This is a genomic window from Azospirillum sp. TSH64, from assembly GCF_003116035.1.
In the GTDB taxonomy this organism is placed as follows: domain Bacteria; phylum Pseudomonadota; class Alphaproteobacteria; order Azospirillales; family Azospirillaceae; genus Azospirillum.
Genome location: NZ_LGQW01000015.1, coordinates 5,137,418 through 5,163,554, shown reverse-complemented (window position 1 = coordinate 5,163,554; position 26,137 = coordinate 5,137,418). Strand labels below are relative to the sequence as shown.

Below are 26,137 nucleotides of genomic sequence, written 5' to 3'. Positions count from 1 at the left end.
GCACTAGGCGGCAATCGACGCCTTCCAGCGCTCGGCGAAGCTCCAGTCGTCGACCAGGGCGCTCATGCGCTCCAGCCTGGGGTCGCGGGCATTGCGGGACTGCTCGTCGACCGCCACCAGCCGAACCTTCGGCAGCCACAGGCAGGAGCCGCCTGCCGCCCGCACCCGCAGGCACAGGTCCAGCCCCTTCGGCTCCAGCCCGAGATAGCGGCCGCCATCGGCCATCGCACGCATCAGAAGCTCGCGCGGCAGCAGCGCGCAGTCGGCGGAAGCGGCATCGACCGCGGACGCCTCCTGATCCTTCAGCCAGTCGCGGGGATAGCCGGCGAAGCGGCGCTCATAGGTGACGGCACCGCCCGGCCCTTCCACCGCGACGATGCCGGCGAAGCGGACGGAATGATCTTCATACAGCAAGGTCGGGCTGACCATCACCGGCGCCAGTGCGGCGGAGCCGACGGCGTTCGGCTTGCGGGTCGCGCGTTCCAGTGCCGAGAGCCAGCCGTGTTCGGTCGGCAGGACCGATGGCGACAGCAGCAGGGCACGGTCGGCTCGCGCATGCGGCAGGGATGCGGCCATCGCCTCGAACGGGTCGGCGGCGGTGGGAGCGGCCACAAAGCCGACCGCCAGCCGGTAGAAGCCGGCGGCCTGACGGACCATGCCGGCCAGCCGCTCGTGGGTGGCGGCACCGGCGACGACCAGGATCTCCGCTTCGGCAAAGTCGGGATCGTTCGCCATCCGGGCGAGGTTCAGGTCGACATCCTCGCGCCCGTCGCAGACCGGCAGGATCACCGACACCCGCGGCGTCTTCAGCGTCCGGCCCATCGGGTGCAGGACGGAGGACGGCGCCGCCTTCGCTGAGGCCGCGGTGCGCAGCATCGGCCCGAGATGGGTGGAGACGACGCCGTCGATGGCCGGGCTGTCGGGATTGACCGCGCCCAGCATGCGGCGCAGCGAATCGTCGGTCGGCGGCTGGCAGGGCAGCGGCAGAAAGGCGATGCCGTCGGCCAGCGTCAACTCCAGATGGAACTCGGCATCGGCGGCGATGCCGGCGGACTCGCGGGCGAAGGCGGTGAAACCGTGGCCGTCGTTGCCCGGCAGCAGCCGGCCGGCGAACAGCAGATCATGGGCGAAGGCATCAGACACGTCCTTGCGGGCCAGCCGCGACCAGTCGGCGTCCAGCCGCGCCGTCATGCCGCCACCCTTCACCGTCACCGCACGGACCGCTTGCGTGGGGTCGAGCAGCCAGCCGCAGACGAACAGCCCGGCGCCCGGCACGCGCACCGCCATGTCCAGCCCCATGCGCACGGGGGCCTGAATCTGCGACACCGTCTCCACCCCGTTGTAACGGGCGGCGAGGGCGGCGGCGACGCCGCGGCGGGCGGCATCGCCCTGCAACTGGCCCAGCATGTCGCGGGCATGGGCGGAGGCGACGCCATCGGCCAGAAGCTGCCGGTGTTCGAAGATGGCGAGATGGCGCCAGCCGTCGGCAGCGCGGAAATGGATGCGGCGGATGGTGTCAGGGGCGGCGACCGGGCCTTCCAGAACCGTCAGAAGACCGGCGGCATCGTCGGGCAGGTCCGGACGGTGGAAGGGCGCGGCGGCGATGGCATGGGGCCGCACCTCATCCGCCTCGACCAGCACAGGGGGCAGAATATGGGAGGCACCGGCCGGGAAGCCGTGCGACCAACCCTGAACCATCAGCGCGCCGTCACGGAAATGGCCCAGCACCTCGGCGAAGCCGTCGGGGCGGGATGCCTCATGCGCCAGACCGGACAGCAGGCGCGTGCGGCGGTGGCCCTCCCCGGCTTCGCCCTCGCCCATCGCCGGGCCGGACAGCAGGGTCACGGCAACGTCCAATGCGACGTCCAGCGACTGCGGCTGCACCTCGCGCAAGGCCGCGACCAGATGGGCGGGGTTTGTGCGGACATTCGACAGGCGGGGCAGCAGCAGGTGCTTGCCCTGGGCATCCTCGATCTCGATGCGGGACGGACGCATGTGGGCCAGCCCGGCAACGCGGATGGCGCCCAGGAACCAGCGCTCCCCCGCTCCGTCGGTCCAGCAGCCGCCGCGGAAGCGCCCGTCGATCATGCCGTCCAGCATTACCACGCTGTCGGCCGGCAAGGGCTGGTCGATGGCGCCGAACAGCATCAGCGTGTCCTCGTCCAGCAGGACGGCGGCGGTGATGTCGGCCTTGGTGCTGCGGTCCTTCATCGGGTGCGATTCCCCTGGATAAGAGCGGCGGGAGCCGGTGAAAGAAGTTCGCCGTAAAGCGCGAGGTGGAGCGATGCGGCCTCCTCGGTCGGGCGGACGGCGGGGATGTTGGCCGACAGCCGCTCCCACAGACCGGGTTCGGTCAGGGCGCGGGTCATGACGCGGGCGAGGTCGACGGGATCGTTGGGGCGGACATGCAGGCCGTCGACGCCGTCGCGCACCGCTTCCGCCATGCCGCCGATGCCGCTGACGATGACCGGGCGGCGGTGCTGGAAGGCCTCCTGGATCACCAGGGGCGCGTTCTCCCACCAGATCGACGGCATCACCACCCAGTCGGCGGCAGCCATCAGCGCCGGCATCTCCTGCGGCCGGTAAGGCCCATGGGCGGTGGCGAGACCGCGCGTCGCCTCGAAGCCGTCGGCCACCCGCTGTCGGAACTCCGGCGTCTGGTACAGGCTGCCGCCATGCACCGCCAACGATGGGGAAAGCCCCTGGCGCGCCATGCGGGCGACGGCGTCGAGCGCCACGGTGACGCCCTTGAACGGATTGAGATTCCCGAAATAGGCGAAGACGTCGCGCGCAGCACCGGGGGCGAGGTCGCGTGCCGGGGCCGGCTCGACGGCCGGGCGGCTGTTCGCCATCACCTCGATCCGGGCGGGGTCAAGGCCCCAGGCGACATAACGGTCGCGCAGGAAGCGGCTGGGCGCCAGGAAGCGGTCGACCAGCCCGAACATCGCCTTGATGTGCTTCTCGCGCAGCAGGAACTGGTCGGCCGGCCGGTCGGGGAAGCAGCGGTGGCAGGCGTCCGGCGACGCCTTGGTGCAGAGCGTTCGCGTCCCGCCTTCGCCGCGCGGCGGCGTCACCATCTGCCCGTCATTGGCACAGATCGGGTAGTAGTCGTGCAGGGTGTAGACGATCTTCGCATCCGGGCAGACACGGCGGATCAGGAACAGCATCTCCACGCCCAGCAACAGCGTGTGATGCACATGCACGATGTCCGGCCGGAAGGCGCGCAGCAGGTTGGACAGGTCGGGGACCAGCCCGTGCAGGTCGATCTGGCTCTGATGGAAGTGATCGAAATGGCCGGCCCACAGCAGCACCTCGTCGGCGCTGCGGCCCAGAGTCTGGAAACCGGTGCCGGGGCGCGGGGCGCGGTGGATGTCGTTGGTGCAGGCCAGGAACAGGCACTCGGCACCGGCCGCCTTCAGGCCGCCGAACAGTTCATGCGCGAAGATCTCGGTGCCGCCCGGATGCAGGCTCGGGTGGTTGTGCGCGATCAGCAGCACCCGCGGCGGCCGGGCGGCCACCAGCGGCCGCGCCGGCTGGCGCGGAGCGGGACGGGCGGCCTGATTGGCGGGGAGCAGCGGAAGGCGGCGCCGGCTCATGGCACGGTCCCCTTCTCCAGAACCAGCAGATCCTGGAAATTCTCGGCCTCGCGCTGGCCGCTCCAGTGGCCGCGCATGACGACGCGGGCGGGACGCAGGCCATGGGCGGCGAAGCGGCCGAGCAGGAATTCCTCGTCATAGGCGACGGCGGCGTTGGGATGCTCGGGATCGGCCAGCAGTTCCACGCCGGGCGCGTCGCGGAAAGGCGGACGGGCGGTCCCCTTGGCGATGCCGGCGCGCGCCGTGGCGTCGGCCAGGAACAGGCTGAGGAAGCAGCGTCCGCCCGGCTTCAGCACCCGCGCGATCTCCGCCGCATAGCGCTCGGTATCGGCGGTGCGCAGGTGGGTGATGACGGAAGTCAGGATAACGAAGTCGTAAGCGCCGGCCTTGAAGGGCAGCGTCGCCGTCTCCCCCTCGATCCGGCCATCGGGATTGTAGAGGCCGTTGGCGACGTCGAGATGGTGGAATCGGAACTCCGGGTAGGCCGGCGTGATGGTCGAGGCGCACCAGCGGATGCCGTCCAGCACGATGTCGATGCCATCGTAGGACGAGTCCAGATACTGGGTCAGCGGCAGCGCCATGCGGCCGACACCGCAGCCGATCTCCAGCACCTTGTGGTCGGGACGCAGGCCCCCAAGACGGACGAAATGGCGCAGGAACTCCGCCCCGATGGCACGAAAATCGCCGTCGCCGATGAAATGCAGCTCGGGCGGCGGCACCGGCAGGAAACGGTTGCGCGCGATCTGGGCGCACAGCCACTCCAGCCGCGGATCGGTCTGGCGGCGCAGCACGGCAAGCTGCGGGGTCGGCACGATCGCATTCATCGGATCACCTGTGCTGTCTTGCGGGTCCGGCTGCTCCGGGACGGCTGCGCCTCGTCATCGGCACACCAGTCGTGCGCCATCAGTCCGGCCATGCGGTCGGCCCAGCGGCGGCCATGGAGCCAGCGGTTGTATTCTGAGGCGACTCCCCGGGTGTAGCCCTGGTGCCGGCCGATGGAGCGGCGCTCTAGATGGTACAGCTCCACCGACGGAGCATAGCGGATGTCGAGCCCCTGGTCGCGGATGCGCAGGCAGAGGTCCGAGTCCTCGAAGTCACCGATGATGTAGTCTTCGCAAAAGCCGCCGGCGGCGCTGTAGGCGGCGCGCGTGGTAAGCAGGCAGGCACCGGTGACGCCGGGCACCGACCGCGGCCGGCAGGCCGCGGCGAAGTCGCGCGGCAAGCCCTTGAAGTAATGATGGTTGTACCAGGCGCCTTGCAGGTCGCGGTCGAAATAGAGCCCGGCATGCTGGAGGCTGTCGTCGTCGAACAGCAGCTTCGGCCCCACGACGCCGATGCCGGGGCGCTCTTCCAGAGCCGCGACCAGCTGCGGCAGCCAGCCGGCGCGGTCGGGCACCACGTCGGAATTGAGGAGCAGCAGGCGGTTGGCTCGGGCAACGGCGACGCCGGCATTGTTGGCGGCGGAATAGCCGTAATTGGCGCTCTGCACCAACAGCAGCATCGGCAGGCCGTAGAGCCCGTGGAAGCCACGCAGCAGATGCACCACCTCGTCCCGCTGCTCCGGGCTGTCGAGCACGAAGACCAGTTCGGCGTCGGCCATCGCCGGGTCGGTGGCGAAGCAGGCGATCTGGAAACGCAGGAACTCCAGCGTGCGGTAGAGCGGGATGATGACCGACACCGCGGGCTTGGCCTTGCGCTCGCCATAGACGACCAGTTCCGGCTCGCCGCGGGTGGCGAGATGGGCGGCATGCAGCGGGGCGACGGCCGGACCGATGACGGTCTCCAGCAGCTCCGGCGTGGCAAAGCGCGGCGGCAGGCTGCCCAGCACGGCGGCGCGGGCATCGGCATGGGCACGCGGACGCGGCGGCGGAACCAGACGCAGGGCCCCGCCCGAGGCCAGCCGAAGCTCCGCCGTCACCTGAAGCGCTTCCGCCGGTTCGGGATTGCCGGGAAGATGCAGGACGAAGCCGCTGCGGTCGATGCCGCCGGTGCCGTAGAGCTTCGCCACATCCTCGCGCGGGAAGCGGTGGGCGAACCGCTCGACCCGGCGTTCGCCGCCGAAGGGTGTGCGCACCACCAACTCCGCCGCCAGCCCATGCGGGTCGTGCAGCCAGCCGGCGAGGAACAGGCCGCCATCGGCCGTGGGAACCGCGAGGTCGAGCGAGGCACCGATCGGCCGCTTGGCATCGGCGGCCTGCCGGCGCGGCAGCGGGGCCAACGCCTGCAACTCGCTGACCGCCGAGGCGGCGGACGCATCGCTGCGGCCGCGTTGGGCGAGGCAGGTCAGCAGATAATGGCGCAGTGCGGCCGGCGTGTCGGGACGGGCGTTCAGTCGGTCGGTCAGGGTCGGCAGGCCGGCGGATTCCACGGGAAAGCGGCGGCAGGCGACCCCGTTGGCGCCCAGCACAACCAGCAGATTGCCCGGCATGCACAGGCTGCGGTCGATCAGCAGGTCGAAGGCGATGCGCCCCTTGCCGGCCGGGTCGGGTCCGATGCAGGCATCGAAGGGCGCCCGCGCCACCGCGTTCGGCGACAGCACCACCAGACCGCTGATGGCGCCGAAGCGACCGGACAGCGCCCCGGCACAGAGGAGAAGGTCGCCGCCCGCCGTGGCGCGGACCGCCAGCATCGCCGGCTCCGCCGCACGGTCCAGAACCAGCCGGCGGCACAGCCCGGCAAAGGCGGCATCGCGGCGAAGCGCCGGGGTAGAGCAGGCAAAATCGAACAGGAAGCGCTGCACCCGCAGGCGGGCGGCGCCGTCGAGGCTGCCCAGCAAGCCGGCGGGATCGAGATCGGCGGCACCGGACTCGGTGCGAAGCTCGGCGATCACGCGATTTCTGGCAATGAAATGGATGGGCATGCGCGGATCGCGCGGCGCCGGCAGGATCGATAGGACGCGCCGTCCGCCCCAGCCGGTGTCGATGGTCAGCGTGGTGAAGGGCGGACGCACCGGCTTCCCGTCGACGCTCGGCGTGATCGGGCCGACGGCATCGGCCGCGCCGTCCGCCTTTCCATCCATCGTCCAGGAAACGAGGAGGAAGCGGGGACCCAGCGCCAGACGTTGGGCGGGGGCGATCGACACCGAATTCGGCAGAACGGCGATGACGGTCATGGATGGGATTCCGGCAGCGTCGGTGGGTTGGAAAGTCGAAATCGGCTGACTGCGGGCAAAGGGGGACCGGCGGCGGCTGTGACACCACCGGTCCGTCCTTCTTGTTCACTGCTCAAATAAGCAGTGGACGATCAGTGCCCGGGCAGTGCTCGGTCAGTGGATGACGAAGAAGTCGTTCGGGTGGTTGTGGATGTCCGCAGCCGAGACACCCTTCAGCGTGATGCTGTCGCCATGGCCGAGGTCGATCACGGCGTCGCCATGCTGGTCGGTGACGCGGGCGGCCAGATCGGCGGCGTCGGTCACTTTCAGGCCGTTGATGTTGCGGGAGATCTGCAGAACGTCCTCGCCGGCTTTGAAGTCCAGGACCACGTCCTGGCCGCCGCCGCCGGAGAAGATGAAGACGTCGTGGCCGGCCCCGCCGATCAGCAGGTCGTCGCCCTTGCCGCCTTCCAGGCGGTCGTTGCCGTCGTCGCCGAACAGGGTGTCGTCGCCGTCACCGCCATTCAGCACGTCGTCGCCGGTGCCGCCGCGCAGCAGGTCGTCGCCCTTGCCGCCATTGAGGATATCGTTATGACCGCCACCGTACAGCGTGTCGTCGCCGGCGCCGCCGTTCAGCACGTCGTCACCGTCGCCCCCCGACAGCACGTCGTCGCCCTTGCCGCCATCCAGCAGATCGCGCCCGGCACCGCCGATCAGCACGTCGTCACCATTCCCCCCCAGGATGATGTCGTCGCCCGAACCGCCGTCGATGATGTCGTTGCCGTTACCCCCCAGCAGCACATCCGCCGACGAACCGCCATGGATCACGTCCGCTCCGTTGCCCCCCAACAGAAGGTCATGTCCATTGCCGCCGAGCAGAGTGTCGCTTCCGTTGCCCCCCAGCAACAGAGAGTCACCCTCGCCGCCGACCAGCAGATCGTCGTGATTCGTGCCGATATGCACGTCGTAGCTGCCCCCAGGAACCGTAGCCATCGTAGGTGTCTCCTTGCGATGTGATTGGGATTTTTGGGCCTTCTTTAGGCCTCGCTCGAAAGGCTGAGCTCGCCTTTCGGTGTAACCAAATCTATCGGGCGGATAGTGTGATAAAACTCGGGCACATGGAAGAGAAAGTTGAGTCTAGACCGCGGATTCTTGCAGTAGAACGCATTGTCGATATTTTCAAAAAGACAGTTACTTTGAATTGCATCGAATTTCTAAGCAGTTTCCGCTTTAGAAATGATGGTCAGACCCGCATTTTCGCCACCGGAACGCCATAGACTGGCTGGATTTGCAGGAAAAAGCCCGAATCGTTAAAAGAAAGTTTTAAAAATCGAATGGCCCGCCCAAAGCCACAGCGAATTTTCCGGCGACGGCGGGACCGCTCATGCCGCCCATGACGAAACCGTCATCGGCGATGAAAAAAGAAAATCATTTTATCAGTCAGCGACCAAAACAATGCCTGAATACTCTCTTATGCAAGCATAGGCGGATTTGACTGCAATAAAAATGCATCGCTTCTGTCGCGGGCGTGCAAAAGGGCCGGCGTGGGGGACGCCGGCCCTTCCACGGGGCCGCTTGCCAGGGGATGGAACCCGTGCAAGAGCCCCCACCCGCACCGGCCCGAACGGGGGAGGGCCGGGTGGGAAGGCGGTTCCGCTTATTTTTCGCGGAAGGCTCTTTGAAGACCGTCGGTCAACGGCGTCAGGAAATAGTCGATGGCGCGGCGGGCATGGCCGTGGATCATCACCTCGGCCGGCATGCCGGGATGCAGTTCGACATTGGGCAGGGCCTTCAGTTCCCCCGCATCCATGCTGATCCTTGCAGCGAAGTAGTAAGCGCCGGTGCGTTCGTCCTCCAGCTGGTCGGCCGACAACGACACCACCTGTCCCGCCACCGGCGGCACGGCGCGCTGACGGTAGCCGGTCAGCTTCACCATCGCCTTGCTGCCGACCTCCACATTCTGGACGTCGTGGGGAGAGACGCGGGCCTCGACGATCATCGCGTCGTCCTGCGGCACGATGTCGAGGATGCCGGCACCGGCCGGGATCACACCGCCGGTGGTGAAGAATTTCAGGCCCGTCACCCGCCCGGCCTGCGGTGCGGTGACCGCCTGACGCAGCAGCACGTCATCGGCGCTGCGCAGCCGTTCCGACAGGTCGGCGACACTGGCCTGGGCGGCCTGAAGGTCGGTCGATACCTCCGAGCGCCGGGTGTTGCCGATGTTGATCATGGTCAGTTCGGCGGCGGCGATGGCCTGTTCCGCCTTGGACTTGTTTGCCATCAGCTCGCCCAGCCGCCCTTCGGAATCGGCGACGTTGCGCTGAAGCTCCAGCAGGCGCGGCTTGCGCTCGTATCCCTTCGCCAGCAGGCCCTGCACCACGCGAGTTTCCTCCTGGGTGTAGCGCAGCCGGTCGGCGGTGGCGATCCGCTGGGATTCCAGTGCCGCGATCTCGTCGCGCAGCTGGGAGATCTGCCTGCGCTGGATCCCCAGCTGCGCCTCATAGCTGTCATGGCGGGACCGGAACAGCCGTTCCTCGACCGCCATCGCCTCCGCAGCCACCGGATTGTCACGCACCGCTTTCACCAACTCGTCAGTGAACAGCGGCTTGGGTGCTTCCGATTGTTCGGCCCGCAGCCGGCCCAACCGGGCCAGGGCCGTCCAATATTGCCCCTGCAACTGGGCCACCACCGCCTGGCTTTGCGTGGAGTCCATCCGCAGCAGCACCTGACCGGCATGCACGAGGTCGCCGTCCTTGACCAGCAGGTCGCGCAGGATGCCGCCTTCCAGATGGGAGAGGGTCTTGCGATGGCTTTCAACCATCACCGTGCCGGCGGCGAGTGCCGCGCTGTCCAGGCTGGCGGTGAAGCCCCAGGTCAGGAAGCCGCCGAAGCCCACCAGCACCGCCAGCGCGCCGGCCAGCGCCGTGCCGCGCAGGGACGGCTCGACCGGAGCCACATCGATGGTCGCGGTCCAGACCGGCTGGGACGACAGGAGGGGCGTATCGCTGCTCATCGCTGTTCTCCGCTGCGGACGAGGCGGGCAATGGTGGTGTTGGGGCCGGCGGGAGCACCGCCGGGCTGCACCAGTTTCAGGACGTCATTGCGGGCGCCGAAATGCTCGACCGCGCCGTCCTTCATCACCACCAGCTTGTCGGCGATGGCGACGATGGAGGGGCGGTGGGCGATCATCACCACGGTCGTGCCATCCGCCTTCACCTTCTGAACGGCACTCAGCAGGGCCTGCTCACCGTCATGGTCGAGGTTGGAGTTGGGCTCGTCCAGCACCAGCAGGCGCGGGCGGCCGAACAGGGCGCGGGCCAGCGCGATGCGCTGCCGCTGGCCGCCGGACAGGGAAAAGGCGCTGTCGCCGACCGGCGTGTCGTAGCCGAAGGGCAAGCGGCCGATCATCTCGTGCACGCCGGCCAGCCGGGCGGCGCGGACGATCTCCGCCGGGTCGGCGCTGGCCATGCGCGAGATGTTCTCGCCGATGGTGCCGTCCAGCAGCGCCACCGATTGCGGGACGTAGCCGACATATTTGCCGAAGCTCTCGCGCTCCCACAGGTAGGTGCTGGTACCGTCCAGATAGATGCCGCCGGCTGTCGGCTGCCAGACACCGACCAGCAGGCGGGCCAGCGTCGATTTTCCCGCCCCCGACGGGCCGATGACGCCCAGCACCTCCCCCGCCTGGACCGCGAAGGTGACGTTGCGCAGCACCGGTCGGTTCAGCCCGGAGGGCACATGGGTGACGCGGTCGACGGTCAGGGCGCCCTGCGGCTGGGGCAGCGGCATGGTGGAGCGGGCCGAGGCGCCGTTGTTCAGCAGCTCGCGGATGCGGCGGTGCGCCTCCAGCGCCTTGACCCACTGGCGCCAGCCATCCACCAACTGTTCGAAGGGATGCAGCAGGCGGCCGGTGATCAGGCCGGCGGCCATCATGCTGCCGGGCGTCACCAGATTGTCGATCACCAGCGTGGCGCCGGCGGCGATCACCCCGACCTGCAGGATCATCCGCAGTGAGCGCGACGCGGCAGCCAGACCGCGCGACAGGGTAGCGCCGCGGTCGATCATCCCGGCCGATCCGCTCTGCGCCGACTGCCAGCGCCGGGCCAGCGCCGGCAGCATGCCCATCGCCTCGATGGCTTCGGCATGGCGGACCGTGCCGGCGATGTCGGCGAAGACGCGGGCCGAGGCCTCGTTCGCCTGGGCCATCGGCCGGCGGGTCAGCATGTCGGTCAGCACGCCCATCACCAGCAGCACCAGGGCGGAGACGATGGCGAGCACGCCATAGACCGGATGCAGCAGGAACAGGATCGCCAGGAAGATCGGCGCCCAGGCCAGTTCCAGCGGGGCGGTCACGGCACTGCTGGTCATGAAGCTGCGCAGGTCGTTCAGGTCGCGCATGGTCTGCGCCGCATTGCGCGGGCCGCCCGACAGTGCGTCGACGATGGAGGCCTCCAGCGCCGGGACGTTGAAGCGGTGGGCGATCACCGCGCTGGTCACCAGGAAGGCGCGGGCGCGGATGAAGTCGAGCACGCCGTACAGCGCCAACGCCCCAACCGCGATGATCGCCAGCATCGTCAGCGTTTCCAGGCTGCGGCTGCTCATCACACGGTCGTAGACCTGCATGGTGAAAAGCGGCAGCACCAGCATCAGGACATTCACGAACAGGCTGAGGACACCGGCCAGCAGCAGGCCCTGTCCGATCTTCCGGTAGGCTTGGGTCAGCAGGGGCCGATCCACGGAACTCATCTTCGATCCTTCCTGAAGGAGGATTCGCCACCTATGCGGCGCTGGAAATCGGGGAAAACAGGAAAAGCTGCCGGCGGCGACGGACGCGGGACAGGAAGCCGGCTGGGGGGATGCCGGATGCAGCCTGCCCGGTGACCGGGAGACCGCCTATGCTGGGACAGATCCGGACGCGGGGGGAAGCGTCGGCGGATTTGGCACGCTTAAGCTTTACACCGGAGACATTTTAGAGACGTGTGACAAGTTTTGGGCATCACCCCTTTCCAGCACTCGAAAAAGGGGTAGGAAACAACAGCTAAGTCACTGACAGAAAAAGAAGAAACCGGACTTCACCTAAGGTCTTAGGCCCTTCGGGGGAGGGTTTCCAGCAATCTGGTCAGACGCGGCCGACATCGTGCATGCTGCGCTGCATGAGATTTGCGCAAGGCGCCGTGATCCCCCCATCCGGCCCCCTGCACCGCCCCAAACCCGCCCCCCGTTTTCCTTCCACCACGCCGGCCGCCCGATTCCGGTTGCGGCCCGAAAACCGGTTCAAGGAAACCCACACTCCATGACGACGTCCCAAACCATTCTCGTAACCGGCGGCGCCGGCTATGTCGGCAGCCACTGCGTGACCGAGCTTCTCGACCGCGGCCACCGGGTCGTGGTGTTCGATAATCTGCGCCAGGGCCACGCCGCCGCCGTGCCGCCCGAGGCGACCTTCGTCCAGGCCGATCTGGCCGACGAGGCGGCGCTGGCCCGCGTGTTCGGGCAATGGCGCTTCGATGCCGTGTTCCATTTCGCGGCCCTGTCGGTGGTCGGCGAGTCGATGCGCGACCCACACGCCTACCTGCACGGCAACACCGTCACCTCGCTGAACCTGATCCGCGCCGCGGTGAAGGCGGGGGTGATGAAACTGGTCTTCTCCTCGACCGCCAACCTGTTCGGCTCGCCCAAGCGCATCCCCATCGACGAGGACGAGGCGATCGACCCCGGCAGCCCGTACGGCGAATCGAAGTTCATGATCGAGCGCGCCCTGCATTGGGCCGACCGCTGCCATGGACTGCGGTCGGCCTGCCTGCGCTACTTCAATGCGGCCGGCGCCCATCCCAACGGCAGGCTGGGCGAGGACCACAGCCCCGAAACCCACTTGATCCCGCTGGTGATGGACGCTGCCACCGGCAAGCGCCCGCACATCGAGATCTTCGGCACCGATTACGACACGCGCGACGGTACCTGCATCCGCGATTATATTCATGTCTGCGATCTGGCCGACGCCCATCTGCGGGTGCTGGACGCCTTGGACGAGCGGTCTGTCCGCTACAATCTGGGCAACGGCACCGGCTACAGCGTGCGCGAGGTGATCGCGTCGGTGGAGCGCATCACCGGCCGCAGCGTCCCGGTCAAGGTCGGTCCGCGCCGCCCCGGCGACCTGCCGGTGCTGATCGCCTCGTCGGAGCGCATCCGCCGCGATCTCGGCTGGCAGCCGCGCTTCCCGGAACTGGACAGCATCATCGGCAGCGCCTGGGCATGGCGCAGCGCGCACCCGCATGGCTTCCGCGGCCTTGCCGCCGCGGCGGAGTGAGCCGGGCAGGAAGGAAACAGGAATGGTTGAGCCGGCAGGATCATGGACGCGATGAGCAACCTGAACTGGGACGATGACGACGCGCCCGAACCGGGCGCGGACGACAAGGCAACCGACCGGGCGGGCGGCAAGCCCGGCGAGGATCTCGACCTCGCCGACTTCCACGGCATGGCGCGGCTGATCGAGAGGATGCACCGCCGGTATCTCGACGTCGTCCGCGTCGGCCTGTCCAAGCAGGGCATCGAGGACATCGGCCCGGTGCAGGCGCTGATGGTCATGCTGATCGGCGAGGACGAGCTGTCGGTCCGCGACCTGATGGAGCGCGGCTATTACCTGGGATCCAACGCGTCCTACAGCCTGAAGATCCTGGTCGATGCCGGCTACATCAACCGCGCCGCCAACCAGCGCGACCGCCGCACCGCGCGGCTCCAGCTGACCGACAAGGGGCGGGAGCTGTGGGAGGGGCTGCGGCGGATGGAGCAGGCGCAGGCCGAGGCGCTGGTGCGCAACGAGACCGAGGTCCGCGACCTGAAGGCCAGCTACCGCACGCTCCGCCGGCTCGACCGGCTGTGGGGCGACATGGTCCGCTACTCCTGCCTCGATTTCGACTGAAGGGTCTCCTCCGATGCCGCAGCCGGGTGCCATGATGCCACACGCCGCCGCCCAACCAGACGCCCCCCACCCCAACGGCCTGTCGTCGAAGGATGTGGAGCGGCTGCTCGTCTCGCCGAATGCGGAAACGCGGATCGAGACGATGAACAAGCTGTTCCACGATCTGGAATCGGGCGCGCTGAGCCCGGCCGAACGGTCGCTGGCCATCGAGGTGGTCCATTGCTTCGCCGGCGACGCCCAGGTGGCGGTGCGCGAGGCGGTGGCCTGGCAGCTGCGCAACAGCCCGCTGCTGACCGGTGATCTGGCGGAGCGGCTGGTCCGCGACGTCGGCCGGGTGGCCTTCCCCATCCTGCGCGATGCCGCCGGCCTGACCGACGACCTGCTGCTCGACGTGCTGTCCGATCCCGATGCCGGCAAGCATGTGGCGGTCGCCAGCCGCTCCACCGTCTCCGCCCGCGTGTCCGGCGCGATTGCCGAGCGCGGCAACGTCATCGCGGTGACGGCCTTGCTGCGCAACGACGGCGCCGAGGTGCCGGACAGCGCGATGAGCCGCGCGCTCGACCGTTTCGGCCGCGTCCGCATGGTCAGCGAGGCGGCGGCGACCCGCCCCGGCCTGTCGCTGGCGATGGTCGAGCGGGTGGTCGCCTTCGTCTCCGACAGCATGCGCACCACGCTGATGCAGGCGCATGGCCTGTCGCGCGAACTGGTCGAGCGGCTGGTCGAGCGCGGCCGGGAGGCGGCGACCATGCGCCTGCTGCGCCCGGTCCTGCGCGGGGCCGAGGACATCGACGCGGTGATCCAGTGGCTGCACGCCAACCGCCGCCTGACGCCGGTCCTGCTGTTCCGCGCGCTGTGCGCCGGCGACCTGTCGCTGTTCGTCGCCGGCATGGCCGTCCGCGCCGGCATCCCGGCGGAGAATGCCCGCCGGCTGGCCTGGGACGACGGCGAGCTGGGCATGGCGGCGCTGATGAAGAAAGCGGCCGTCACCCCCGGCCTGACCCAGCCCTTCCAGGTGGCGGTCGGCGTCGCCAAGCGGATGGAGTATGAGGGCGGCGATGACCGTCGCGAGGATTTCCAGGCGGAGGTCATCGGCGAGCTGTTCACCGCCTGCACGCCCACCAACGACTGGATGGTCGACGATCTGCTGCTGCAGCTGTTCGACCAGAAGTCCGAGGAGGTGATCGACCGGGCGCTCGATCAGGCGGGGCTGCCCTTCTCGCCGGTGCGGACGGTGCAGTAGTCAGGTCATCCTCCCGCCGTCCCCCCTCCCCCCGTTCCCGCCGTGACGCCGCGGAGGATGTCCGACATGCTGAGGATGGCCTCCGCCACCTCGACGATCCGCTTGTTCTGGTTCATCGCCGTCTTGCGGATCAGCTTGTAGGCCTCCTCCTCCGACAGGTTGCGGGTGGACATCAGCAGGCCCTTGGCGCGGTCGATCACCTTGCGCTCGTTCAGCGCCGCCTTCGCCGTCTCCAGCTCCAGGCTGACGTCGCGCAGGCGCTGCGACTGCGCCTGCATGACGTCGAGGACCGAGCGCATCAGCTTCGGCGGCAGCCCGTCGGGGGCGTAGAGACCGGCGCCGTCCTGGCCCGGCGCAGTCGATACCGGCCCGGTGAATCCCGACAGCGCGGCACCGGCATCGACCAGCATCATGGCGACCGGCAGCACCGCGTCGGGACCGCCGGCGTCCGCCTGCCCGAGATCGGCACGGGCGTGGGCCAGCTTGGCCTCGCACAGGCGGCGGAGATCGTCGGTCAGACGGTCCTCCACCGTTTTCAGCAATTCCATCCGGCGGGTCGACCGGTCGAACCAGACCTCCGGCGTGATGCCCGACAGCTCGCCGTGGCGGGCATCGTCGCTGAGCGCCACCGCCCGCATCCGCTCGACCTCCGCCACCGACGGGTCGGTGAGGGCGGTGCGGAAGGCGGCGGCATGGGCGGGGTCGGCGAACTCGGCGAAGATGCGGAAGGCGCGGTTCTGGGCGTCGATCAGATGGGCGAGCCGGCCATGCTCCACCCCGTCGAAGCGCCCGCGCGAGAAGCCGGCGCTGGCGGTCGCCCGCTCCTGCCCGGCGAATTCCTTGCCCTGGACGACGTTGAACAGGGCGACCAGCGCGCGGGAGATCGCCGGATCGGCGGCGATGTCGGCCGCCTCGAACAGCACGGACAGCAGATGGCCGACGATGTCGGTGAAGGCCTTCACCGAATCCTGCGGCACCAGCGCCAGCGACGACACCTGATCGCGCAGGGCGGGCAGCCCGTCCAGCGCATAGAGCGCAATGGCGGCCCGGCTGTAGAACTGCGCGCCGCAGCTGAGGCGGTCGAGCTGCTCGTCCACGAGGTCCAGCCGGTCGCGCAGCACCGACTCCAGCGTCCTGGCATCGGCCTGCCAGCGGGCGCGGTCCTCGGCGAAGCGGGTGCCGCCGGACCCGAGATAGATGGAGGAGGCGCCGCGTTCCTTCTGCAGGGCATGGATCAGGGCGCTGAGGTCGCGCACCAGGGCGCTGACCGCCAGAAGCTGTTCGACGTCGCGGATGCGGCACAGCTTGGCGGTGCGCAGGAAGCGCGCCGCGGCGGCGCTGGTTCCTTTCTTCATGGCGTCGCGTTCCATACCCATCCAGCCCGTTCCCCCGACATCGCCCAGCCCCTGGGGCTGCACAAGCAATGGATATGCCAGGGATATGCCGGCGAAAAAGCCCCTCTTCCCTTGCGGGGATAAGGGTGTCTTCCGGCGAACAGGGCCGCCCGGCCCTGGTGCATCTGCCCAAGAATCGGCAGGTCCGCCAAAAATTTGGGCGGGCAAGCGCCGCAAAATTGTGCGGCGCAACATCGGCGGCCCGGCGCTGTTGTCGTCGGTATCCCTCATTCCGGAGTCGCCTGCACCATGACCAAGAATCCCTTCATGAGCGCGTGGCTGTCCTGGGCCAACCGTGCCGGCGGCATGTGGACCGCCGCAGCGATGTCAGCGGCCCGACGCAACCAGTCGGCGGCCCAGACGGCGATGGTCAAGGCCATGATGACGCCGCCGAAGGCCAAGCCGTCGAAGCCGAAGCCCAACGCGAAGCCTAGGTCGAAGCCGGCGCGCTGAAAGCCGGACGCACGACCGGCTGAAAGCGGGGGTGCCGCAGCCATGGCTTGACGGTGCGCGGAGGGAGTGGCCAAATCGATGCCCTTCCGTTTCGCGCGCAACCGTTGAGACACGCCCCATGACCTCCGTTCGCATGCCCTCCTCGCGGCCGCCGTCGCGCTGGGCGAACCTGTTCACCGACCGGCCCGTCACCTGCATCGAGGATCTGCGGCAACTGGCGGAATGGCGCGTGCCGCGGATGTTCTACGATTACGCGGATTCCGGCTCCTACACGGAATCGACCTACCGCGCCAACGAGTCCGACTTCGGCCGGATCAAGCTGCGCCAGCGCGTGGCGGTGGACATGACCAACCGGACGCTGGCCAGCACGATGGTCGGCCAGCCGGTGGCGATGCCGGTGGCGCTGGCCCCGACCGGCCTGACCGGCATGCAGCATGCCGACGGCGAGATCCTGGCCGCCCGCGCCGCGGCCAAGGCCGGCGTGCCCTTCACCCTGTCGACGATGAGCATCTGTTCCATCGAGGACGTGGCGGAGAACACCGACAAGCCCTTCTGGTTTCAGCTCTACGTCATGCGCGACCGCGCCTTCATCGACAAGCTGATCGACCGCGCCAAGGCGGCGGGCTGCTCGGCGCTGGTGCTGACGCTCGACCTCCAGATCCTCGGCCAGCGCCACAAGGACATCAGGAATGGGCTGTCCACCCCGCCGAAGCTGACCGTCGGCAACATCCTGGACATGGCGACCAAGCCGCGCTGGTCGATCAACATGCTGCGGACCCACCGCCGCACCTTCCGCAACATCGTCGGCCATGCCACCGGGGTCAGCAACCTGTCGTCGCTGTCCTCCTGGACGGCGGAGCAGTTCGACCCGACGCTGAACTGGGACGACGTGCGCCGCATCAAGGACCGCTGGGGCGGCAAGCTGATCCTGAAGGGCATCCTCGATCCCGAGGACGCGGTGATGGCGGCCGACACCGGCGCCGACGCGCTGATCGTGTCGAACCATGGCGGCCGGCAGCTCGACGGCGCGATTTCCTCCATCTCGGCATTGCCGGCCATCGTCGAGGCGGTGGGCGACCGCATCGAAGTGCTGATGGACGGCGGAATCCGCTCCGGCCAGGACGTGGTCAAGGCATTGGCGCTGGGCGCCAAGGGCACCTTCATCGGCCGCGCCTTCCTCTATGGGCTGGGGGCCGGCGGCGAGGCCGGCGTGTCCCAGTGCCTGGAGATCATCCGTAAGGAAATGGACGTGACCATGGCGATGTGCGGCCTGCGCGATATCCGGCACGTGACTTCCAACATCCTGGCGGGGAAGCCGAATTTCGGGGGCTGACCGGGGGATGTTGTCTCCGTCCTGGCCGGCGGGGGGATGGAACGGCGTGGAACAGACTCCGCCGACTGTTCCATCTACCGCCGGCAGAAGGGGCCGGCGGCGCGGCGGCTCACCGGGCCGGGGTTGAGATTCGGGTACTCCTCATACTGGTTGATGGTCCAGGGGAAGACACCCTTCGGCCCCACCGCTTCCGGCTGGGCGACGACGGCGGCGACCAGTTCCGGGCTGGGCGGGCAGCGTTCGCGGATGGCGCCGGGGATGTCGTCGTCGAGTTCGGGGACGGTGACGGCGGGCGGGTCCTCCGGGCGCGGCGCACGCGGCATTTCATCCGGACCCTCCTCCGCCCCCATCTCCCGATTGTCCCGCGCGGGGTTGCGGGCGGCCCCGAGACCGGGGATGAGGCCGAGCCGTTCGGCCAGCCAGCGGACGGTGGCGGGATCGCCCGAGGTGACCAGCCGCTCGATCTGCTCGGCCACCAGCACCCGCAGCGAGGACAGGCGCAGTTCGGCCTCGCGGTTCAGCGCCTGCCGCTCCCACCACACCCTGTGACGGAAATCCTTGGATCCGTAATAGGCCCGCCACAAAGTGGTGCGGCTGCACCCCATGGCGCGCGAAACCTGGAGGAAGCTGTTGCCGCGGGCCAGCATCCCGGCGGCCATGATCCATTGCTCCTCTTGGAACTGCGATCCGGGGACCAGCGCGCCTTCCGACGGGGTCGGCGGCTCCTCGGCCCAGCGGGGGAAATTGTCGGTGGTGAAGCTGCGGGGATCGAGGGGCATGGCGTGGCTCCGCGTTTGGCAAAAGGACGCGGCAAGCCTATAAGAAATTTTCCCGTTTTATAGGATTATTTTCATTTCATGCATGCCCCTTCTCGTCGTTCCCCACCGCCGCCGGTCAGGCGAACAGCTCGAGATGCTCGAACAGGATCGACGTTCCGAGCGCGATCAGCGCCAACCCGCCGAGCACCTCCACGATCTTGCCCATGCGATGGCCGACGGCCCGGCCGATCAGCATGCCGATGGTGGTCATCGCGAAGGTGGCGAAGCCGATGGACAGGGCGATGGTGACGATGTCGGACCCGAGGAAAGCCAGGGAGACGCCGACCGCCGCCGCATCGATGCTGGTGCCGACCGCGGTGGCGACCAGCGTCCAGGGGCTCGCGCGGCGGGCCTGCCGCTCTGGATCGTCGGTCTCGGGCTGGAAGCCTTCCCAGACCATCTTGCCGCCGACCAGCGACAGCAGCACGAAGGCGATCCAGTGATCGACGGCGGCGACATAGCTGGCGGCGGCCAGACCCAGCGCCCAGCCGACCAGCGGCGTGATGGCCTCGACCACACCGAACACCAGACCGCCCTTGATGGCGACGGCGACGCTGGGGCGCTGCGATGCGCCACGGCCGATGGAGGCGGCGAAGGCGTCGGCAGACATGCTGAGCGACAGCACGACGATAGACAGAGGAGTCACGGGAGCGGTTCCTGCCGGACACATGAGACAGCATGTCCGAAATCCGGCCGGCGCGGAGTCTCGGGCACACTGGTCTCGCTAGGCAGACGAATGTCCGCTGAACGTGCCATGCGCCGCATCGGGCGCAAGAATGTTGACACGTTCCCGGCGAGGCCGCCGGAAGCTACTCCCCAACGGCGGCGACCATAGAGCGGCAGTCACCGCGCGTCAACCGCCAAGTCGAACAGTCATTTGCACTTCAAAGACGATCACGGCCCTGGCCAGAAGGCGGATGAACGCTCTCCGTTACTGTCGGATTAAAAATATTTCATTCTATAGCCTTGGCTATGACCCTGTGGGGCAGTCCCGCCGGCGGTCACGGGCAAGGCCGGTGCAGCGACACGGCCTCGTCCAGGTAGCGCGACAGGGCAGCCGCGGCTTCCGCCGGATCGGCGCGCCCCGCCCCCTGGTCGCGGGCGTCGGCAGAGGCAGCGGCGAAGGCGGCGGGATCCTCGGCCAGCAGGGCTAGCCGCTCCACGGCGGCGGCATAATCGGGCACGACGAACCGGGCGCCGATGACGGCCGACACGTCGCCGACCGGCAGCGAAACCGGGACAACGCCGGCCGCCAGCGCCTCGGCGGCGCTCGCCCCGCCGCCGGTGCGCTGCGGGTTCACATAGGCGTCCGCCGCCTGCATCAAATCCGCCATGCCGGTGACATAGCCCAGGTGGACCAGGCGTTCCGCATGCCGCGACCCTTGCAGGCGCAAGGGCAGCGCCGCCGCCTCGCCGGCAAACGCCACCGCCACCCGCGGCGCACGGTCGATGAGGGACTCCAGCATCGCCAGGAAGGCGCCGTCGGCCTCCTCGTCCAGCCGGTTGCCGATCACCAGACACAGGAAGGCATCGTCCGGCAGGCCGTAGCCGGCCCTGGCCGCCGCTTTGGAGGGTGCCTTGGCGGGAACCGTCCTGTCCGGTTCCGGTGCGCCGATCAGTGAATGCAGAAAGCGGAAGGGCCGCCATGAGGCCGCAAGCGGACCGCTTTCCGGCCGGCTCCCCCCGCCGAAATCCAGCACGATGCCGGCCAGCGACGGCGTGGCCCCGCTGGTGGTGGGGATGCAGAGGGTGGGCCGCGCCGCCGCCAGCAGGTCGGCGACGATGACCGATCCGCCCAGCGACACCACCACGTCCGGGTCGTGCCAGTCGACCGCGCGCAGGAACCAGTCGATCTTGTCCCGGCTCAGCCCGCGGCCGGTCGAGGACAGCATCCGGAAGGAGCGGCCGTCCGCCTCGATCACCTGCTTGCCGTCGAAGGCCGGCTCCACCGAGGATGCGAAGGACGGCACGAACAGGCTGTGGATGTCGGCCGGCATGATGTTGGTGTTGAGAATCACCACCTCCCGGCCGCAGCGCTCCTCCAGAACCGCGGCATAGGACAGCAGGTCGCGCGACGGCTGGTGGCGCAGCGACAGAAACTGGTTCGTCACCAGCACGACCCGCCCGGTGGCCGGGCTGCCCGCCGGGCGGGGCCGCGGCGCGAGGCCGAGCCGGTCGCGGATCGCGCCGATCAGGCGGGTGTAGTGGGGAAACAGCCGATCCTCGAAGAAGCCGGGCCGGCTCGCCCCGTTCATGCGCATCAGGAAAAGCTGGCGGCCCATGCAGCAATAGATGTGAAGCAGGCGGTCGAGATCCGGGTGCTCGAACTCTGGGCGCTCGAACTCGGCTTCGATCAGGTCGAGCAACTCGTCGTAGCGGCGCAGGTCGCCGGTGATCGCGGCCAGCGCGGACAGGCGCAGGACCGGATCGGCAGCGCCGGTCAGGCGGCCGAGCTGCGTGGCGCAGGCGGCACGCTCGTCCGGCGGGGCATGGCGGAGACGCTCCAGCAAGGACTCGATCTCCCGCAAGGCGGACGCGCTTTCGACCGGCCGCAGCATGGCCCGGCTGAGCGCGGCGACGGCATCCGCGGAACTTCCCGCCGACAGCTCCATGGTTCAACCCCCGGTAAGGCCACCCTGCCGCACCAGATCAAATTTCCCGATCCGCGGCAAGCACAGCCGGAAACGCAGGGCACGGCAGACGCCTGTCCCGCAACACTCCCCGCCCTGCCCTGTTGTACCGGGTCAACGTGCAGCACCGCCGCGCAAGGCCGGTGAAATGGGGAGTGGTCCATGAGCGAACTCCGTGAGGGCAGCGCCACCGTCACCGCGGAGGCCGAGGCCTTCTATACCGAAAGCCTCAAGCTGCTGACCCAGTCCAACATCCCGTTCCTGTTGGGCGGGACCTACGCGATCAGCGCCTATACCGGCATCACGCGGCCGACCAAGGACATCGACATCTTCTGCCGCGGCGGCGATTTCCCGCGCATCCTGTCCCATTTCCAGGACCATGGCTTCGAGACGGAGATCGAGGACGAGCGCTGGATCGGCAAGGTCAAGCATGGCGAGCTGTTCTTCGATGTCATCTTCAACTCGGCGGTCGCCATCAACCCGGTCAATGACCGCTGGTTCAAGGAGGAGCATCGCGCGGTGATCTGCGGCAGCGACGTGCCGCTGGTGGCGCCGACCGAGATGATCTTCTCCAAATCCTTCGTCCAGATGCGCCACAAATACGACGGGCCGGACGTCGTCCACATGATCCTGAAGCAGCATGACAGGATCGACTGGAAACGGCTGCTCGCCCACATGGAGCAGCATTGGGAAGTGCTGCTGATCCACCTGCTGAACTTCCGCTTCATCTATCCGACCGAGCGCGACCGCGTGCCCGACTGGCTGGTGGCGGAGCTGCTGGAGAGGATGCAGGAACGCGCCAAGCTGCCGGTCGCCCAGACCCGGATCTGCCGGGGCCGGCTGTTCTCGCGCGAGGATTACCTGATCGACGTCACCGAGTGGGGCTTCGCCGACGTGGTCGGGGAGGAGGGCACCAGGCAGAACCCGAAGGAGAACGGGAATGGATGAGCGCAGGCTGACCGTCGCCGCCATCGGCGACATCCATGTCGGCGAGACCACGCAATATCCCTATCGCGAGCTGTTCCAGGAGATCGCCGGCAAGGCCGACGTGCTGGCGCTGTGCGGCGACCTGACCAACCACGGCAAGCCGCGCGAGGCGGAGATCCTGGCCGACGCCCTGCGCTCCATCGGCATTCCGGTGGTCGCGGTGTTCGGCAACCACGATTACGAATGCGGTCATGTGGAGGAGGTCCAGCACATCCTGGCCCAGGCCGGGGTGCGGTTCCTCGACGGGGCGCCGCAGGAGATCGGCGGCGTCGGCTTCGCCGGGGTGAAGGGCTTCGGCGGCGGCTTCGGCAACCGGATGCTCGACAGCTTCGGCGAGCCGGCGATCAAGCAGTTCGTCCATGAGGCGGTGAACGAGGCGATGCGGCTGGAGAGCGCGCTGCGGCAGCTCGACACCGAGCGGGTGTTCGTCGTGCTGCATTACGCCCCCATCGCCGCGACGGTGGAGGGGGAGCCGACGGAGATCTTCCCCTTCCTGGGCTCGTCGCGGCTGGCGGAGACCATCGACCGCTTCGACAATGTGCGGGCGGTGGCGCATGGGCATGCGCATCACGGGACATACAGCGGAAAGACGCTGCGGGGGACGCCGGTCTACAATGTGGCGCAGACCATCCCCAAGGAGACCGGGCGGCCTTATGCGCTGATCGAGGTCTAAACGATCACGTGGAAAACCCCTTCTCCCCCCGGGGAGAAGGTTGGGATGAGGGGGTTCGGCGTAGCCGAAGAGATCCTCGCAATGCGTCCCCCTCACCCTGACCCTTTCCCCGGGGGGGAGAGGGGATATAAGGGCGGGACAATTACACGTTTAAAACACCCAGAGCTGTTCCGGCGGCAGGTGCAGCCAGTGGGTGCCGGCGGCCAGCGGACGGCCGAAGGCGCGGAGCGTCTGGTCGCCGCAGCGGAAGACATGCTCCCAGTGGCTGCCGAGATAGACCGAGGTTTCCAGCTCGGCCGGGATGCGATTCTCGCCATCCCCTCCCCCTGGGCCGTCCACCATCTCGACCTGTTCCAGGCGGATGACGCCGGTGGCCTCCTCGGACACGCCCTTGCCGGCGCGGTCCTTGCCCCACAGCGGGTGGCCGGACAGCTCGATGCGGGCGTAGCCGCCGCGCTTGTCCTGCACCCGGCTCTTGATCTGGTTGTTGACGCCCATGAACTCGGAGGCGAACAGGCTGACCGGCTCGGTGTAGAGCTGCTCCGGCGTGCCGGCCTGGACGATGCGGCCGCCGTCGAGCAGGACGATGCGGTCGGCGATCGCCATCGCCTCGACCTGGTCGTGGGTGACGAAGACGGCGGTCAGGTTCATCCGCTTGATCAGCGTGCGGATCCAGATGCGGGCCTCCTCGCGCAGCTTGGCGTCGAGGTTCGACAGCGGCTCGTCGAGCAGGATGACCGGCGGGTTGTAGACCAGCGCGCGGGCCAGCGCCACGCGCTGCTGCTGGCCGCCCGACATCTGGTGCGGATAACGGTCGCCGAGATGGCCGAGCCCGACGCCGTCGAGAACGGCAGCGACGCGCTGCTGGAGTTCGGCCTTCGGCACATTGCGCAGGCGCAGGCCGTAGGCGACGTTCTCGAACACCGTCTTGTGCGGCCACAGCGCGTAGGACTGGAAGACCAGACCGAGGCCGCGCTTCTCCGACGGCACGTTGAGGCCGGCGGCGGCGTCGAACACCGGCTGGTCGCCGATGGAGATGACGCCCTTCTTCGGCTCCTCCAGCCCGGCGATGGAGCGCAGAAGCGTGGTCTTGCCGCTGCCCGACCGGCCGAGCAGGGCGACGATCTCGCCCTGGGCGAAGGTGGCGGTGATGCCCTTCAGGATCTCGGTGCTGCCATAGGACAGGTGCAGGTCGTCGATGATGAGCTTAGCCATGGGAGCGTTTCCCGAAGAGCGACATCAGCAGCAGGCCGCCGCCGATCATCGCGATGTTGACGGTGGAGAGCGCGGTCACGAGGTCGACGGCACCGGTGCCCCACAGCGAGACCAGCAGCGAGCCGATCACCTCGGTGCCGGGGGCCAGCAGATAGACGCCCGTGGAGTATTCGCGCATGAAGGTGACGAAGATCAGCAGCCAGCTGGAGAACAGACCGACCTTGACCAGCGGGATCGTCAGGTCGCGCGACACCCGGCCGGGGCTGGCGCCGACGATGCGGCCGGCCTCCTCCAGCTCGGGGCCGATCTGGAGCAGCGCGCCGCTGACCAGACGCATGCCGTAGGCGAGCCAGACCAGCGTGTAGGCGACCCAGATGGCGATCATGGTCTGGCGCAGCGGCGACAGGAAGGGCGTGAACAGGAAGACCCAGAAGATCGCCAGACCGGCGACGAGGCCCGGCATGGCGCGGGGCAGCAGGACCAGATAGTCCATCAGCCTGGTCCAGCCCGACTGCCAGCGGTGGGCGGCGAGGTTGAGCATGGTGTAGACGCCGACCGACAGCGCCCCGCCGACCGACGCGATCAGCAGCGTGTTGACGATGCCGCGGGTCAGGTTGGGGAACTCCATCAGCTCGCGGAAATGCGCCAGCGTCAGCACGTCCAGCAGGTTGACGCCCTCGCCCCAGCTCGACACGAAGGCGCGCAGCACCAGACCGCTGATCGGGATCACCACGGTGAACAGCAGCCACGCGGTGATCATCGCCGCGGCCGGCCAGCGCCAGACGCCGATGGACACCGGCTTCTGCGCCGCGGCCTTGCCCTTCACCGAGACGTAGCGGTTGGCGGCGCGCAGCAGGAAGCGCTGGAGCGCCACCAGCGGCAGGGCGATGCAGATGATCGCGACCACGACTACCGCCATCAGCTGGTAGGACGGCGTGCCCAGCTTGTTGGTCAGCTTGTAGAGGTATGTGGCCAGCACAAGGATGCCTTCGGGGTCGCCCAGCACCAGCGGCAGGCCGAACAGCTCGAATCCCAGGAAGAAGACCAGCACGGCGGCGTAGAGGATGTTCGGCATCACCATCGGCAGGCTGACGGTCAGCGCCGTGCGCAGCGGGCCGGCGCCGGTCATGCGCGCCGCCTCCTCGACGTCGGAGCCCAGGCTGCGCAGGGCGGACGAGGTGTAGAGGAAGACGTGCGGGACGTGGGTCAGGCCGGCGATGACGATCAGCGTCGTCTTGGAATAGAGGTACCAGGGGACGAAGCCGAAGACGCCCTTGAACCACAGCGTGACGAAGCCCGCCGGGCCGAGGCTGACCACGAAGCCGAAGGCCAGAACCACCGACGACACGAACATCGGCACGAGGATCACCGGCTCGATCCAGCGGCGGCCGGGCAGGTCGGTGCGGGCCATCAGGAAGGCGAGCATGGCGCCGACCGGCACCGCGATGGCGGTCATGCCGAAGGCGATGATGCACGAGTTGTAGAGGGCGTCGAAGAAATCCTCGTCGTCCAGGACGAACTCGTAGGCGCTGAGCGTGAAGGCGGTCTTGGGCTGGAAGAACGGCCCGTCGAGGAAGCTCTGGTAGACGACCAGGCCGATCGGGGCCAGCACGGCAATCGCCATGGCGACGATCACCGCGATGCGCGTCGCGCGGTTCATGGGGGGGATTCCTTGATTCGGCGGCTTTGGCGCCCTCCCCGTTGGGGGATTCCCCCTCTCCCCCCCGGGGAGAGGGTCGGGGTGAGGGGGAGGCGTGGGGTGGATTTTGGGGGACGCGGGGCGTTTTC

General features: G+C 68.4%; 20 protein-coding genes and 1 riboswitch. Of the genes, 7 read left to right on the top strand and 13 right to left on the bottom strand.

The window, feature by feature from the left end; all coding sequences use genetic code 11:
- Positions 1-3 precede the first annotated feature (3 nt).
- The 7 genes from TSH64_RS24730 to TSH64_RS24700 all read right to left on the bottom strand — a co-directional run bounded on the left by TSH64_RS24730 (position 4) and on the right by TSH64_RS24700 (position 11,433).
- Positions 4-2,211: a hypothetical protein gene (locus TSH64_RS24730; RefSeq protein WP_109449098.1), complete on the bottom strand. Its 2,208-nt coding sequence runs from the start codon at positions 2,209-2,211 to the stop codon at positions 4-6.
- A complete protein-coding gene (locus tag TSH64_RS24725; RefSeq protein WP_247873132.1) occupies positions 2,208-3,596 on the bottom strand; it encodes a glycosyltransferase family 4 protein in 1,389 nt (462 codons plus the stop codon). The genes TSH64_RS24730 and TSH64_RS24725 overlap by 4 nt, the downstream gene beginning before the upstream one ends.
- Complete coding sequence (locus TSH64_RS24720) at positions 3,593-4,420, bottom strand: class I SAM-dependent methyltransferase (protein WP_109449097.1); 828 nt, start codon at positions 4,418-4,420, stop codon at positions 3,593-3,595. Before TSH64_RS24720 ends, TSH64_RS24725 begins: the two co-directional genes overlap by 4 nt.
- Positions 4,417-6,708 (bottom strand): glycosyltransferase, encoded by a 2,292-nt coding sequence (locus TSH64_RS24715; RefSeq protein WP_109449096.1) that lies wholly within the window; start codon positions 6,706-6,708, stop codon positions 4,417-4,419. The genes TSH64_RS24720 and TSH64_RS24715 overlap by 4 nt, the downstream gene beginning before the upstream one ends.
- A gap of 153 nt (positions 6,709-6,861) precedes the next feature.
- Positions 6,862-7,680 (bottom strand): calcium-binding protein, encoded by an 819-nt coding sequence (locus TSH64_RS24710; RefSeq protein ID WP_109449095.1) that lies wholly within the window; start codon positions 7,678-7,680, stop codon positions 6,862-6,864.
- A gap of 664 nt (positions 7,681-8,344) precedes the next feature.
- Positions 8,345-9,700, bottom strand: a complete 1,356-nt coding sequence (locus TSH64_RS24705; protein ID WP_109449092.1) for an HlyD family type I secretion periplasmic adaptor subunit — start codon at positions 9,698-9,700, stop codon at positions 8,345-8,347.
- Positions 9,697-11,433: a type I secretion system permease/ATPase gene (locus TSH64_RS24700; RefSeq protein WP_109449090.1), complete on the bottom strand. Its 1,737-nt coding sequence runs from the start codon at positions 11,431-11,433 to the stop codon at positions 9,697-9,699. Before TSH64_RS24700 ends, TSH64_RS24705 begins: the two co-directional genes overlap by 4 nt.
- Before the next feature lie 547 nt (positions 11,434-11,980).
- Here TSH64_RS24700 and galE point away from each other — a divergent pair.
- Genes galE through TSH64_RS24685 form a run of 3 tightly spaced genes read left to right on the top strand, consistent with a single transcriptional unit; the run spans position 11,981 to position 14,846 of the window.
- Positions 11,981-12,994: a UDP-glucose 4-epimerase GalE gene (galE, locus tag TSH64_RS24695; RefSeq protein WP_109449088.1), complete on the top strand. Its 1,014-nt coding sequence runs from the start codon at positions 11,981-11,983 to the stop codon at positions 12,992-12,994.
- A gap of 51 nt (positions 12,995-13,045) precedes the next feature.
- The gene (locus tag TSH64_RS24690; RefSeq protein ID WP_247873131.1) at positions 13,046-13,606 is read left to right on the top strand and encodes a winged helix DNA-binding protein; all 561 of its coding nucleotides are present in this window, start codon (positions 13,046-13,048) and stop codon (positions 13,604-13,606) included.
- A 13-nt stretch (positions 13,607-13,619) separates the two neighbouring features.
- Positions 13,620-14,846: a DUF2336 domain-containing protein gene (locus TSH64_RS24685; protein ID WP_109449084.1), complete on the top strand. Its 1,227-nt coding sequence runs from the start codon at positions 13,620-13,622 to the stop codon at positions 14,844-14,846.
- A gap of 5 nt (positions 14,847-14,851) precedes the next feature.
- On the opposite strand, the gene TSH64_RS24680 is transcribed toward TSH64_RS24685, so the two are convergent.
- Complete coding sequence (locus tag TSH64_RS24680; protein ID WP_247873130.1) at positions 14,852-16,201, bottom strand: nitrate regulatory protein; 1,350 nt, start codon at positions 16,199-16,201, stop codon at positions 14,852-14,854.
- A gap of 288 nt (positions 16,202-16,489) precedes the next feature.
- Here TSH64_RS24680 and TSH64_RS35410 point away from each other — a divergent pair, with 288 nt between their 5' ends.
- Together TSH64_RS35410 and TSH64_RS24670 are read left to right on the top strand one after the other, a co-directional pair.
- On the top strand, positions 16,490-16,693 hold the full coding sequence (locus tag TSH64_RS35410; RefSeq protein WP_146208064.1) for a hypothetical protein: 204 nt from the start codon (positions 16,490-16,492) through the stop codon (positions 16,691-16,693).
- A gap of 118 nt (positions 16,694-16,811) precedes the next feature.
- Positions 16,812-18,026 (top strand): alpha-hydroxy acid oxidase, encoded by a 1,215-nt coding sequence (locus TSH64_RS24670; protein WP_282188121.1) that lies wholly within the window; start codon positions 16,812-16,814, stop codon positions 18,024-18,026.
- Positions 18,027-18,100: 74 nt separating this feature from the next.
- Here TSH64_RS24670 and TSH64_RS24665 read toward each other — a convergent pair whose 3' ends face one another.
- The 3 genes from TSH64_RS24665 to TSH64_RS24655 form a co-directional block, all read right to left on the bottom strand.
- Positions 18,101-18,805 carry a hypothetical protein gene (locus TSH64_RS24665; RefSeq protein WP_109449078.1) on the bottom strand — a complete coding sequence of 235 codons (705 nt, stop codon included), beginning with the start codon at positions 18,803-18,805 and terminating at the stop codon, positions 18,101-18,103.
- Positions 18,806-18,920: 115 nt separating this feature from the next.
- On the bottom strand, positions 18,921-19,490 hold the full coding sequence (locus TSH64_RS24660) for a manganese efflux pump MntP family protein (protein ID WP_109449068.1): 570 nt from the start codon (positions 19,488-19,490) through the stop codon (positions 18,921-18,923).
- 3 nt (positions 19,491-19,493) lie between these two features.
- Positions 19,494-19,674, bottom strand: a riboswitch (yybP-ykoY riboswitch).
- A gap of 171 nt (positions 19,675-19,845) precedes the next feature.
- The gene (locus tag TSH64_RS24655; RefSeq protein WP_109449066.1) at positions 19,846-21,456 is read right to left on the bottom strand and encodes a glycosyltransferase; all 1,611 of its coding nucleotides are present in this window, start codon (positions 21,454-21,456) and stop codon (positions 19,846-19,848) included.
- Positions 21,457-21,636: 180 nt separating this feature from the next.
- Between TSH64_RS24655 and TSH64_RS24650 the strand changes: the two genes are divergently transcribed.
- Together TSH64_RS24650 and TSH64_RS24645 are read left to right on the top strand one after the other, a co-directional pair.
- Positions 21,637-22,422 (top strand): nucleotidyltransferase family protein, encoded by a 786-nt coding sequence (locus TSH64_RS24650; protein ID WP_109449064.1) that lies wholly within the window; start codon positions 21,637-21,639, stop codon positions 22,420-22,422.
- Positions 22,415-23,134 carry a metallophosphoesterase gene (locus TSH64_RS24645; RefSeq protein WP_109449062.1) on the top strand — a complete coding sequence of 240 codons (720 nt, stop codon included), beginning with the start codon at positions 22,415-22,417 and terminating at the stop codon, positions 23,132-23,134. Before TSH64_RS24650 ends, TSH64_RS24645 begins: the two co-directional genes overlap by 8 nt.
- 150 nt (positions 23,135-23,284) lie before the next feature.
- Here the strand turns inward: TSH64_RS24645 and TSH64_RS24635 are convergent, their stop codons facing one another.
- Both TSH64_RS24635 and TSH64_RS35690 read right to left on the bottom strand, forming a co-directional pair.
- Entirely contained in the window at positions 23,285-24,349 is a 1,065-nt protein-coding gene (locus TSH64_RS24635) for an ABC transporter ATP-binding protein (RefSeq protein WP_109051464.1), read from the bottom strand.
- Positions 24,342-26,009, bottom strand: coding sequence for an iron ABC transporter permease (locus TSH64_RS35690; RefSeq protein WP_158285454.1), 1,668 nt, complete (start codon positions 26,007-26,009; stop codon positions 24,342-24,344). Before TSH64_RS35690 ends, TSH64_RS24635 begins: the two co-directional genes overlap by 8 nt.
- Positions 26,010-26,137 lie beyond the last annotated feature (128 nt).

Bases quoted from the DNA above. Each gene is read 5' to 3' on its own strand.
- TSH64_RS24725 (WP_247873132.1), bottom strand. From the start codon at position 3,596: ATGAGCCGGCGCCGCCTTCCGCTGCTCCCCGCCAATCAGGCCGCCCGT.
- TSH64_RS24705 (WP_109449092.1), bottom strand. From the start codon at position 9,700: ATGAGCAGCGATACGCCCCTCCTGTCGTCCCAGCCGGTCTGGACCGCG.
- TSH64_RS24700 (WP_109449090.1), bottom strand. From the start codon at position 11,433: ATGAGTTCCGTGGATCGGCCCCTGCTGACCCAAGCCTACCGGAAGATC.
- TSH64_RS24720 (WP_109449097.1), bottom strand. From the start codon at position 4,420: ATGAATGCGATCGTGCCGACCCCGCAGCTTGCCGTGCTGCGCCGCCAG.
- TSH64_RS24670 (WP_282188121.1), top strand. From the start codon at position 16,812: ATGACCTCCGTTCGCATGCCCTCCTCGCGGCCGCCGTCGCGCTGGGCG.
- TSH64_RS24635 (WP_109051464.1), bottom strand. From the start codon at position 24,349: ATGGCTAAGCTCATCATCGACGACCTGCACCTGTCCTATGGCAGCACC.
- TSH64_RS24655 (WP_109449066.1), bottom strand. From the start codon at position 21,456: ATGGAGCTGTCGGCGGGAAGTTCCGCGGATGCCGTCGCCGCGCTCAGC.
- TSH64_RS35690 (WP_158285454.1), bottom strand. From the start codon at position 26,009: ATGAACCGCGCGACGCGCATCGCGGTGATCGTCGCCATGGCGATTGCC.
- TSH64_RS24650 (WP_109449064.1), top strand. From the start codon at position 21,637: ATGAGCGAACTCCGTGAGGGCAGCGCCACCGTCACCGCGGAGGCCGAG.
- TSH64_RS24730 (WP_109449098.1), bottom strand. From the start codon at position 2,211: ATGAAGGACCGCAGCACCAAGGCCGACATCACCGCCGCCGTCCTGCTG.
- TSH64_RS24680 (WP_247873130.1), bottom strand. From the start codon at position 16,201: ATGAAGAAAGGAACCAGCGCCGCCGCGGCGCGCTTCCTGCGCACCGCC.
- galE (WP_109449088.1), top strand. From the start codon at position 11,981: ATGACGACGTCCCAAACCATTCTCGTAACCGGCGGCGCCGGCTATGTC.
- TSH64_RS24710 (WP_109449095.1), bottom strand. From the start codon at position 7,680: ATGGCTACGGTTCCTGGGGGCAGCTACGACGTGCATATCGGCACGAAT.
- TSH64_RS24645 (WP_109449062.1), top strand. From the start codon at position 22,415: ATGGATGAGCGCAGGCTGACCGTCGCCGCCATCGGCGACATCCATGTC.
- TSH64_RS24685 (WP_109449084.1), top strand. From the start codon at position 13,620: ATGCCGCAGCCGGGTGCCATGATGCCACACGCCGCCGCCCAACCAGAC.
- TSH64_RS35410 (WP_146208064.1), top strand. From the start codon at position 16,490: ATGACCAAGAATCCCTTCATGAGCGCGTGGCTGTCCTGGGCCAACCGT.
- TSH64_RS24665 (WP_109449078.1), bottom strand. From the start codon at position 18,805: ATGCCCCTCGATCCCCGCAGCTTCACCACCGACAATTTCCCCCGCTGG.
- TSH64_RS24690 (WP_247873131.1), top strand. From the start codon at position 13,046: ATGAGCAACCTGAACTGGGACGATGACGACGCGCCCGAACCGGGCGCG.
- TSH64_RS24715 (WP_109449096.1), bottom strand. From the start codon at position 6,708: ATGACCGTCATCGCCGTTCTGCCGAATTCGGTGTCGATCGCCCCCGCC.